Source organism: Devosia albogilva, assembly GCF_042685625.1.
GTDB classification, from domain to species: domain Bacteria; phylum Pseudomonadota; class Alphaproteobacteria; order Rhizobiales; family Devosiaceae; genus Devosia; species Devosia albogilva.
Genome location: NZ_JBHUNP010000001.1, coordinates 1583930 through 1592986, shown reverse-complemented (window position 1 = coordinate 1592986; position 9057 = coordinate 1583930). Strand labels below are relative to the sequence as shown.

Genomic DNA, 9057 nt, shown 5'->3' with positions numbered 1-9057 from the left:
CTAAAAGGGCTGCGGTCCCTTCTTTTTGGTGCTCCGTTGCCCTTCGACCTGCGTCCGTTCCAGTGGAGTGATGTGCCGGCTATCACCGCCATCTACCGCCACTATGTCGAGCACTCCGTCGCCACCTTCGACCTGACCGCCCCCGGCGAAACCGCCATGGCCGAGAAGTTCGGGCATATGCGCGAACTGGGTCACCCCATCGTCATCGCGACCGATGAGAGCGGCGCGGTGCGGGGCTATGCCTATGCGTCGGTCTACCGGCCGCGGCCGGCCTATCGCTTCACCTGCGAGGACTCGGTCTATTGCGCGCCGGATGCGCAGGGGCAGGGGCTCGGCCGGCAGATGCTGGAGCGGGTAATCGCGGAGTCGCGCCAGTTCGGCTTCAAGCAGATGATCGGGGTGATCACCGCCGATGGTGCCGGCTCGATCCGGCTGCATGAAAAGCTCGGCTTTCGCCATATCGGCCGGCACGAAAAGCTCGGCTTCAAGTTCGACCGCTGGCTCGACATCGTCCATATGCAGCTGGAGCTGTAGCGACGGCGGCCGGACTCCGGCGTTGGGGTTTCAACAGCGTCACCCCCGCGCAGGCGGGGGTCCATTCTTCCGGAAAACTCCTGGAAAGAGTGGATTCCCGCCTGCGCGGGAATGACGTGGCGGAGGATGGGGAGGGCTCACGCACTCGTCAGGCCGTTGCCAATCGGCTTCAAGTTCGACCGCTGGCTCGACATCGTCCATATGCAGCTGGAGCTTTGGCGACGGCGGCCGGACTCCGGCGTTGGGGTTTCAACAGCGTCACCCCCGCGCAGGCGGGGGTCCATTCTTCCGCAGAACTCCTGGCAAGAGTGGATTCCCGCCTGCGCGGGAATGACGTGGTGAAGGTCGGGGAGGGCTCACGCACTCGTCAGTCCGTTGCGAAAATGCGCCACGATTGCGCCGCCATCCTTGTGCTAATTTCCCGTTAACGGGCGCGGGACCGCTCGGGGGGACAGCACATGCAGCTCAAGCCGAATGCCTACCGTCTCAGCGAGACCGTCAAGGGCGTGGAGACCATGACCCGCTTCGCGCTGGCGGTGCTGGCGCTGGCCTCGGGTGTCTACACCTATCTCGGCGTGCGCGGCATTCTCGACGGGTCGGCGAACTTCGTGTTCTTTGCCGCCATCATCTATTCGGCGGCGGTGTCGGTCGCGATCTACGCCTTCTGGAGCTTCATGCTGCGCTTCGTGCCGCTGGTGACGAGCGGCGTGCAACGCCTGGCGCTATTCGTGACCATGGCCATCGGCTGCGCCATGATCATCGCCATGTCGAGCTGGCTCAATGCGGCGGCGCTGGCCGGCTCCGCGGCGACCGAGCAGCATATGGCGGTGACGCTGCAGGGCTATGCCGAGGATCTCGACCTCGCCCACTCCAATGCGCTGGCGGCGCAAAGCCTGTTGCCGGACGTCGAGCGGGCCTCGCAGCGCTTTGCCGGGCTCGCCGCGGACGAACGGGAGTCCGGCGCGCTGACCGGTACCACCGGCTCGGGCAGCGTGGTGCAGCTTCTCACCCAGATGTCGACGCAGATGAACCAGCTCGCCGCCAGCATTATCGGCTCGCGCGAGGAGGTGAACTCCCTCTTCGCGCAAGGATCGGAACGGCTCGCCACCATGCGCGAGCTGGTGTCCACCCCCGGCGAGATCGGGCCGCGAGCCGATGCGTTCCAGACCGAGGCCGTGCAGCTTTCCGCGGTGATCGCTGCCCTGCAGCAGACCGGTATCGCCGCCTCGGTGAAGCGCGCCTCCGCCGACCTTGCCGCCGGCTTCATCGCGCCGGTGGCCGATGGCAGCACTGCCGATCTCGCCAACCGGCAGGACCAGGTGATGGCGACGGTGCAGAGTGCGGTCGGCGTGCAGTCGGCGGCACTGACCGCGGCTGCGGACGAAATCCTGGCGACGCCGCCGGTCGAGCAGCGCCGCTTCGTGCCGCTGTCGAGCGCCGAAGCGGTAATCCGTTATTGGCAGGATTTCATTCCGTCCTGGGCCGGCGCCATCTCCATTGACCTGTTGCCGGTGGTGCTGGTGCTGGTGCTGATGATCGTCAACGACGCCATGCGCCGGGACTCGGAATCGCTGGAGGCGGCCGAGAACATCACCGCGGCCGAGATGCTGCGGGCGATGGCGCTGTTCCGGCAGATGGAGGGAGCAACGCCGACGCCGGTTCCGGCTGCCGATCCAGTCGAGCCGGCCACGGCGGAACCGGTGCCGGAAGACCAGCCGGCTACGGCGACCGATGAAGCCACGGTGACCCCGATCGACGCCGCGCAGCGCAAACGCACCGATGGGCCGCGGCCGGCATGAGCGCCGCCGACCGCGCCCAGCGCCCGTCGCTCTATCGCCGGTTCCTGCAGGCAGTGGAGCGGGTCGAGGACGGGGCCATCTTGCGCGTCGCCTTCTTTGCGCTGCTGATCGGCACCGCCTCGGTGCTTTATGTCGACTTCCGCGAGCTGACCGCCAGTGACGGCGCGGGGCTGGCCGCACCCATGCGGCCGATCCTGCCGCCGGCGGTGGAGGGGCCGGGGCAGGGCGCCAATCCTGCCATCACCAGCGATCCGGACCTGCTCGATGATCCTCTGGAGGTGGCGCTGCGCACCGGCGGCGCGCTGCACCTGACCGGGTCGTTCGAGCCGGGTTCGGCCGAACGGGTGCGGAGCGAACTCGAGGCGCGGGGTGAATACGTCACCACGGTGGTGCTCGAATCGCCTGGAGGGTCGGTCAAGGATGCGCTGGCAATCGGTGAAATGATCCGCGAGCGGGGCCTGGCGACCGTGGTGCCGGCGGGGGCGCTGTGTGCCTCCTCGTGCCCGCTGGTCTTTGCCGCGGGAGCGGAGCGCCGGGCGACGGCGGAGTCGGCCATCGGCCTTCATCAGGTCTATGCCGCCGCCATCAGCGCCGATCCGGCGAGCACGCTGAAGGCAGCTGGGGTCGCCATGTCGGATGCCCAGGCAGTGACGGCGCGTATCCTGGCGCACCTCACCGCCAGCGGGGTCGATCCGGCCCTGTGGCTGCATGCGCTCGAGACGCCGCCCAACCAGCTCTACTACCTGTCGGGCGAGGAGATGGAGCGTTATCGGCTGGTCACATTAACCGGTGATAGTCCGACGGAGCTAGCGGAACCGGCAGAGAGCTAGATCGTTGAAGCTGGCGAGAAGGTCCGCAGAGACCGACGTGTGGGGAGGCCAGCCGTGACTTACAGCCGTACACTCGTGCGCCATCGCGACATCCAGAACTGGGTGACCGATCGGCACGGAATTCCCGCCATTGCGCGGGTGCGTAATCGTTTCGGAGAGGCAAGGGCACAGCTCAAGCTCAGCTTCGACCGCCGCCGCAAGCAGGACCATGCCAGCCAGGACGACGGGCTGAGCCCGTGCTCGTGGACTGCGTGGTTTGCGGAACTCGACCGGCAGCAGCTTGCGCTCAAGGTCGATCCGGCCCGCGACGAGTATGAGCTGGTCGAGCGGCGCGAAGCCAACGATCAACTGGCCTGACGCGAGCCCCGGCTGCGTCCGCGCGGTAGCGCCGTCACATTCGCCATATTTGGTTCCGCCTCGGGCGCGACGCAGACGCGATCGCGCCCGCTGCGTTTGGCGTCGTAGAGCGCCATGTCGGCACGCCGCAGCAGGTCGGGCAGCTGGTCCCCCGGCTGCAGTGCGGCCACGCCGAAGCTGGCGCTGTGCCGACCGCCGGACCCGGCCACGGCCGAGGCTCCGGCGAAGCCACTGCGCACGCCCTCGGCATAGAGGCGGGCCGTCGCAACATTGGCGCCGGGAATGAACACCGCAAACTCCTCGCCGCCCAGCCGGCCGATCAGTGTGCGCTCGTCGCTGGTCGCCACCAGGATGCGGGCGAAGGCGACGATGACCCGGTCACCGGCCTCGTGGCCGAAACTGTCGTTGATGGCCTTGAAGTGGTCGAGGTCGGCGACCACGACGCTGGCAGGGCTGCCATTGCGCTGCGCCTGCTCGAGGGCCCGGCCGGCGCGGGCCTCGAAGCCGCGCCGGTTGAGCAGGCCGGAGAGATTGTCGGTTTCGGATTCGGTGGTGATCTCGGCCATCACGTCGCGCACGATGACGAGCAGCATCAAGAGGCCATTGGCGATCAGCAGCAATGCGCCGAGCGTTTGCGAATAGGCGGCGTAGTTCGAGGCGAGATAGCCCTGAGGATTGGAACCCGACCCGATGGTCACTGCCATGATGGGCTTGATCAGGAAATGCAGGGCCGAGAGAGCAAACAGTCCGAGCAGGGCGATGTCGAGCGCGCGCTTGTTGCGATGGGAGGCAACGACGAAGAAGGCCAGCGTCTGCACCACGGCATAGGGGCCCTGGTACAGCAGATTGCGCAACAGGCTGTCGCGCGGCATGTCGAGAATGGCGAGGTTGATCAGGAGCGAGGCAACGACAACGCCGACCAGCACGCGCCAATGCGAGGGCACGCGATAGTGACGGGCGAGGCCAACCACGCCGCTCGAAAGCGCCAAGAGGAAGATCGCGAAGATGCCGAAGCTGACCGGCCGGTGGTCGGTCTGGTAGGGCAGGACGAATTCGAGCACCAGATAGAGCGCGCCGAAACCGTAGGAGAAGGCGAGCCAGCGCGCGCCCACTGCCGAGCGCTTATAGGCAGCCACTATGCCGAAGGCGGTGGCGAAGATGCCGGCGACAAACAGGTTTATCGCCAGGACGAAGGCAGCGGCGCTCATGGGTGGCGGAGTCTGGTGAAAGTGGCGCCACCCTAGGCCGGCAGGGAAAACGACAGGTTAATGCCGCCGCCTCAGCTTGAGGCGATACCCAGCGATTCCGCAAGGAGGCGATAGGAGCGGCGGCGCAGTTCGTAGGAATGCATGGTGGTGGTGATCATGACCTCGTCGGCACCGGACTCCCTGGCCTTTTCGGTGATGGTCTCGGCCATGCGCTCGGGGCTGCCCACCAGCCAGAGGCTCGACTGGCGATCGATCACTTGCTGCTGCTGCGGGGTGAGCTGGTGCTCCTGCGCTTTTTCGGGGGCGGTGAGCTGGCGCTGTTCGCCGGTGACAAAACGGGCCCAGTTCACCGCCTGGGAGAGACCGAGGAATTGCGCTTCCTCGTCGGTGGGGGCGCAGATGACCGACAGGCAGAGGATGGTGCGCGGCTCGGGGAAATCCTCGGACGGCACGAAGGCGTCGCGATAGGCGGCAAAGGCCGGAGCGGCCGGGGTGTGGCTGAAATGGGCGGCGAAGGCATAGCCGAAGCCGAGCTGGCCGGCGGCCTGGGCACTGGCGCCGGAGGAACCAAGCAGCCATTTTGGCGGCAAGCGGATGCCGCCGGGGGAGACGGGCACGCGCGAAAAGGGGTGGTCGGCCGGGAAGCCCTCCTCGTCGAAGGCCATCAGTTCGGCGAGATAGGCGGAAAACTCCTCGCCGCCGCCGGAGCGCAGCGCCCGCATGGCATAACCGTCGCCGCCCGGGGCACGGCCGAGGCCGAGGTCGATGCGGCCGGGGTGGAGCGCCTCGAGGGTGCGATAGGCCTCGGCGATGCGGAGCGGGGCGTGATTGAGCAGCATGACGCCGCCGGAGCCGACGCGGATATTGCTGGTGTGGGCGGCGGCGCTGCCGATCAGGATTTCCGGCACCGAGGAGGCGATCGAGGGCATGCCGTGGTGCTCGGCATACCAGAGCCGCGTGTAGCCGAGCCGGTCGGCCTCCTGGGCGAGGAGGATGGTCTCGTGCATGGCTTGCGCCGTGCTGGTGCCCTCGGCGATGGGGGCGAGATCCTGGAGCGACAGGGCGAAGGGGGCGGGCATGGGCAACTCGGATAGGGGTCGGAATGTGCCACTCATATCGGTAAGTGCCGATGCGATTGCCAGAGTTAAGGTTTGGTTCAGGGCAATTTGAGGCAAATCTTGCGGATCGGCGCCGCGGCGGGCGGGATGGCCTTTTGCGGAGGACATCCGATGCGCTCGATCCTGCTTGCCCTCAGTGTTCTGGTGCTGGTGACCGCGCCGGCCGCGGCGCAGTTCAACCTCCTGCCCGAAGTGCGCGCGGGGATTTCGGCGCGCGGGGTGGATGGCGGCAGCAATCTCTTCGACCCCAACCGCATTGGCGACGCCAATGTGGAACTGCTGTTTTCGGCGCCCGACCTCAGCGCCTGGACGGTGATCGGCGAACTCCGGCCGCATCTCGGGGCGACAGTGAGTTTTCGCGGGCAGGACAGCTATGGCTATGCGGGGCTGAGCTGGACGGTGCAGGCGCCGATCCTGCCGGTGTTCGTCGAGGCGAGTGCCGGTGCGGTGGCGCGGACGTCGCTGTTCTCGGCGCCGGAGGGGGCGCCGGAGCGCAATTTCGGCTGCGGGGTGGGCGTGCGCGTCGCCGGCAGCGCCGGCATCAACCTGCCACTCGGCACGTCGCTGGTCGGCACGGTGGAACACCTGCCCGATTTCGGTGCCTGCGGCACGCCGGCGCGAGCCAACACCAATGTCGGCGTGCGGCTCGGCTTCCGGTTCTAGGCCGCTTGGCCCGCGGCCCAGCCGGAGGCCCAGGCCCACTGGAAATTGTAGCCGCCGAGCCAGCCGGTCACGTCCACCACTTCGCCGACGAAGTAGAGCCCGGGCACGTCGCGGGCCTGCATGGTCCTGGCGTCGAGGCCAGTCGTGTCGACGCCGCCGAGGGTGACTTCGGCGGTGCGGTAGCCTTCCGAGCCGACGGGCTTCACCGTCCAGTCTTCGAGCCGCTGGGCAACGGAGGCGAGGCGCTTGTCGGAAAAGTCACCGATCATGCCGGGCAGCGCCAGTTCGTCGGCGACCAGTTGCGCGAGGCGCCTGGGCAGGAGGGTTGCGAGCACGGCCGGCAGGTGCAGCTTGGGCGTGGTGGCGCGGGCTTGCCGCAGCGCCTCGAGCGCATCGCGGCCGGGCAGGAGGTCGAGGTGAATGGCGTCGCCTTCGCGCCAAAAGGACGAGATTTGCAGGATCGAGGGGCCGGAAAGGCCGCGATGGGTGAAGAGCAGCGCTTCCTCGAAGCGGGTCTTGCCGTGGCGGACTTCGGCATCGAGGCTGATGCCGGCGAGGGGCTTCAGCCGTTCCAGAGTGCCGATCTCGAAGGTCAGCGGCACCAGGGCCGGGCGGGTTTCGGTGACGGCAAGGCCGAACTGCTGGGCGAGCTGGTAGCCGAGGCCCGTGGCGCCCATCTTGGGGATCGACTTGCCGCCGGTGGCGACCACGAGGCTGTCGCAGGTGACGGTGCCGGTCGAGAGGCGTAGGCGGAAGCCGGTGTCGGCCTTGGCCACCGCCTCGACCTCGGTTTCGAGCTGCAGGGTGCCGCCGGCGCGGCGGAGCTCGGCGACGAGCATGCCGACGATCTGGGTCGCCGAGCCATCGCAGAACAGCTGCCCGAGGGTCTTTTCGTGCCAGGTGATGCCGTGGCGGCGGACCAGCTCGATGAACATTTCGGGCGTATATCGCGACAGCGCCGCTAGGGCGAAGCGCGGATTGCGGCTGAGGAAGCGTTCGCGGCCGGTGGTGTGGGTGGCGTTGATGTTGGTGAAGTTGCAGCGGCCGCCGCCGGAGATGCGGATCTTCTCGCCGGGATTCCTGGCGTGGTCGACCACCAGCACGGACCGGCCGCGCTTGCCGGCCTCGATGGCCGCCATCAGCCCGGCGGCACCGGCCCCGAGCACCACGACGTCATAATTCAGATCGGTCAATCGAAACGCCAGACTGCGCCCAGCGTCACTTTGGAGGTGGTCGGGCCAGAGACGCCGCTCAGCCCCGGCGCGCCGTCCATGCGGCCGAGCACCAGTGCTTCGCCGCGGAGGCTCGTCTGCCCCCACAGCGCATATTCGACGCCGCCACCGAAGGCATAGGCGCCCTTGCCTTCCACCAGCCCGAGGCCACCGGCGGCATAGGCGAGCACCTGGTCGGTCGCAACGAGCCCCAGCCGGCCGAGCGCCAGCAGGTCAACGCCGGCATCGCCGGAGGTGTCGTAATTGCCGCCGAGCTGCACTTCGACGCCGGCGCGGATCTGGTCGGTGACGGCATGGTCGTAACCGACAAAGCCGCCCATTTCGAAGCGGCTCAGGTGCCAGCCCCAGCCATAGTCGTCAAAGAAGTTGAACTGCGGATCGGCGAGGCTGCCGATGTTGAGGCCGGCATGCCAGCCGGTGAAGTTGGTGGTGTCGCCGTGGTGGAAGGCGGTGGTGGATGCCGGCGCGCCATCGAGCTGCCAGATGGCGCCGGAGGTGATGCGCATGGCCGAGATCGCCGGGATCGACACCCCGCTCGGCACCGAGCCGATCTGGCCGATGCCCGCCGCTTCGAGCCGCAAAGCCATGTTCGGCGTCAGCATGGTCTCGGCGCCGATGCCGACCTCGAAGGCCGCACCGGAGCCGACGACGCCAAGTCCGCCCAGGGCATAGATCAGGGTGTTGTCCCCAGCGGCAAAACCGAGCCGCGCCAGGGCCATGGCGCGCATATAGGTGGTGGAGATGTCGGTCGCGACAGTGGCCTGCAGTTCTCCGCCGAGCACCACGCCGGGAGCCACCGGCTGGTTCCAGCCGACCACGGCGCCGAATTCAGGCCGGATGTCCTCGCCGCCGGCATTGAAGTTGTTCTTGCGCGCCGAGATGGCGCCGAGCAGCACGCCGGCATAGAGCCCTTCGAATGGCGTTGGCGCGACGAAGTCTGAGGGCAGGGCCGGATCGAAATAAAGCTGCTGCGCCGACTGCGCCAATGCCACCACCGGTGTCGCCGTTGCCAACACCAGACCTGCCACGATTGTCGCAACCCGCATGCGTCCGCCTCCGCTTGCCCCTATTGCGCCGCGAAAATGCCGCGCCGGCAACAGAATTATTGCCAGATGGTTGCCGTGATGTACCCGCTGTTGCGGCGCCGCACCAGCAGGGGATTGCCGCAAAGCCAAGAGTTTCATTGACTCTTGACGGTTTCGGCGTATGAGACGGGCCGAGCTTTTTCAGACGAAAGCAGTCGATTTCATGTGCTTCGCCCCATCCGCCACCGGATGCGTTCTCACCGGCCTCGTTGCCGGTGGCGTTGCCCTGTC

General features: G+C 67.5%; 9 protein-coding genes. 5 read left to right on the top strand and 4 right to left on the bottom strand.

Translation table 11 applies throughout. From position 1 onward, the window contains the following. Positions 1-36 precede the first annotated feature (36 nt). From ACFSX5_RS08065 to ACFSX5_RS08050, 4 genes are all read left to right on the top strand, one after another. Positions 37-534, top strand: coding sequence for a GNAT family N-acetyltransferase (locus ACFSX5_RS08065; protein ID WP_386832759.1), 498 nt, complete (start codon positions 37-39; stop codon positions 532-534). 458 nt (positions 535-992) lie between these two features. After that, positions 993-2333 (top strand): hypothetical protein, encoded by a 1341-nt coding sequence (locus ACFSX5_RS08060; RefSeq protein WP_386832758.1) that lies wholly within the window; start codon positions 993-995, stop codon positions 2331-2333. After that, positions 2330-3163 (top strand): COG3904 family protein, encoded by an 834-nt coding sequence (locus ACFSX5_RS08055; protein ID WP_386832757.1) that lies wholly within the window; start codon positions 2330-2332, stop codon positions 3161-3163. The genes ACFSX5_RS08060 and ACFSX5_RS08055 overlap by 4 nt, the downstream gene beginning before the upstream one ends. Positions 3164-3217: 54 nt before the next feature. Continuing rightward, positions 3218-3520 (top strand): hypothetical protein, encoded by a 303-nt coding sequence (locus tag ACFSX5_RS08050; RefSeq protein ID WP_386832756.1) that lies wholly within the window; start codon positions 3218-3220, stop codon positions 3518-3520. On the opposite strand, the gene ACFSX5_RS08045 is transcribed toward ACFSX5_RS08050, so the two are convergent. Further along, positions 3508-4728 (bottom strand): GGDEF domain-containing protein, encoded by a 1221-nt coding sequence (locus ACFSX5_RS08045; protein WP_386832755.1) that lies wholly within the window; start codon positions 4726-4728, stop codon positions 3508-3510. The two genes, ACFSX5_RS08050 and ACFSX5_RS08045, sit on opposite strands and share 13 nt — an antisense overlap. 71 nt (positions 4729-4799) lie before the next feature. Continuing rightward, positions 4800-5807, bottom strand: coding sequence for an LLM class flavin-dependent oxidoreductase (locus ACFSX5_RS08040; protein ID WP_386832754.1), 1008 nt, complete (start codon positions 5805-5807; stop codon positions 4800-4802). A 150-nt stretch (positions 5808-5957) separates the two neighbouring features. On the opposite strand from ACFSX5_RS08040, the gene ACFSX5_RS08035 reads away from it, so the two are divergent. Continuing rightward, positions 5958-6509: a hypothetical protein gene (locus ACFSX5_RS08035; protein ID WP_386832753.1), complete on the top strand. Its 552-nt coding sequence runs from the start codon at positions 5958-5960 to the stop codon at positions 6507-6509. Here the strand turns inward: ACFSX5_RS08035 and ACFSX5_RS08030 are convergent. Further along, a complete protein-coding gene (locus ACFSX5_RS08030) occupies positions 6506-7702 on the bottom strand; it encodes a BaiN/RdsA family NAD(P)/FAD-dependent oxidoreductase (protein WP_386832752.1) in 1197 nt (398 codons plus the stop codon). The genes ACFSX5_RS08035 and ACFSX5_RS08030 overlap by 4 nt on opposite strands. Further along, complete coding sequence (locus tag ACFSX5_RS08025; RefSeq protein ID WP_386832751.1) at positions 7699-8787, bottom strand: outer membrane protein; 1089 nt, start codon at positions 8785-8787, stop codon at positions 7699-7701. Before ACFSX5_RS08025 ends, ACFSX5_RS08030 begins: the two co-directional genes overlap by 4 nt. Positions 8788-9057: the final 270 nt, after the last annotated feature.

What these genes read in the sequence shown, in the direction of transcription:
- ACFSX5_RS08035 (WP_386832753.1), top strand. Translation starts at nt 5,958, where the DNA reads ATGCGCTCGATCCTGCTTGCCCTCAGTGTTCTGGTGCTGGTGACCGCG.
- ACFSX5_RS08040 (WP_386832754.1), bottom strand. Translation starts at nt 5,807, where the DNA reads ATGCCCGCCCCCTTCGCCCTGTCGCTCCAGGATCTCGCCCCCATCGCC.
- ACFSX5_RS08045 (WP_386832755.1), bottom strand. Translation starts at nt 4,728, where the DNA reads ATGAGCGCCGCTGCCTTCGTCCTGGCGATAAACCTGTTTGTCGCCGGC.
- ACFSX5_RS08025 (WP_386832751.1), bottom strand. Translation starts at nt 8,787, where the DNA reads ATGCGGGTTGCGACAATCGTGGCAGGTCTGGTGTTGGCAACGGCGACA.
- ACFSX5_RS08060 (WP_386832758.1), top strand. Translation starts at nt 993, where the DNA reads ATGCAGCTCAAGCCGAATGCCTACCGTCTCAGCGAGACCGTCAAGGGC.
- ACFSX5_RS08055 (WP_386832757.1), top strand. Translation starts at nt 2,330, where the DNA reads ATGAGCGCCGCCGACCGCGCCCAGCGCCCGTCGCTCTATCGCCGGTTC.